The sequence below is a fragment of the Moorena sp. SIO3I6 genome, from assembly GCF_010672095.1.
The window spans coordinates 1-1096 of the sequence record NZ_JAAHHU010001656.1; the positions used below are offsets into that span (position 1 = coordinate 1).

The 1096-nt window shown below is 29.1% G+C and carries 1 protein-coding gene; it reads left to right on the forward strand.

From position 1 onward, the window contains the following. The first annotated feature begins 200 nt into the window (after positions 1–200). The gene (locus F6K49_RS52055) at positions 201–1064 is read left to right on the forward strand and encodes a hypothetical protein (RefSeq protein ID WP_293110884.1); all 864 of its coding nucleotides are present in this window, start codon (positions 201–203) and stop codon (positions 1062–1064) included. The last annotated feature ends 32 nt before the right edge of the window (positions 1065–1096 follow it).

Below are 1096 nucleotides of genomic sequence, written 5' to 3' on the forward strand. Positions count from 1 at the left end.
GTAAAGAAATTGTTAAGTCCTAAAAGGTTGTCTGTCAAGCCAAAAAACATGGTATTGGTTTTATTGAAGTCGATCTAGGTAAGCAGGAGATAAATCTTGATAACTTATTAGAGGCAAAAACCTATCTAAAAAATGTTTTCAAGATTCCAGAAAAAAGTGTAGATGCTATCAATACAAATGCTCCATTAATTTATTTAATTTTGAATTATAATCAAACTTATAGTGGCATAACTTTACTGGTAAATCATTTGATAGTTGGTGGTGGAACGTATTTCCAATTGTTAGAACATTTAGCTAAAGCTTATGGAGACCCAGATTATGTTTCTAAGTCCGAACCACTATGGACAGTAAATTTTAACAAAATAGATAATTTTCTCAATGCTAGATTGAAAGAAAGGTCATGGAACGAGAAACTGTTAAGTCCGACATTTATCTTTGCTTATCTTTTGAGATATTTGTTCATAAATAAAAGTAATTGGAGTTGTATTAAGTGTATCTTGACAAAGGAAAATTTAGATTTAATTAAGCAAAAAACTCAAAAAATGTATGATGGCGAAACTGTGTACAGCAGAAATGATGCTTTATTGGAATTTTTATCAGTTACTCCTATCAAACGATTTATGATTGTGATCAATCTAAGATATAGAAAATTCGATATACCAGAAAATTATTTAGGAAATGCTGAAACTATAGTATCAGGTTTAACTCAACCAGAAAATAACTATATGTTAAAACATTCTGATGTTAGAAAAACAATAAATGAGCTTCGCGGATTATATAGTTTTCTACCCGTTTTTAATAGTGAATTTTTAATAATAAATAGTTGGATCAAATTACAAAGTTTACCAAGCTTTGGTGAAAACGAGGTCGTTCTTCAAAAGCTTTTTGAATTTGACGATAAACCTTTCGATCTATCTACATTTTTCTGTAGAAATGCCCTAGTATATAGATTGACAAAAAATCAATATTTCTTGATGTATTTTAACTTGAAAAATGTTGTATCCCAAGTCAAAAATAAATTAAGAGATATTGGTGTGGAAGAGATCGTTATTGAAACCTATTGAATAATAAACCACCTCCTACAACTATAGTTGAA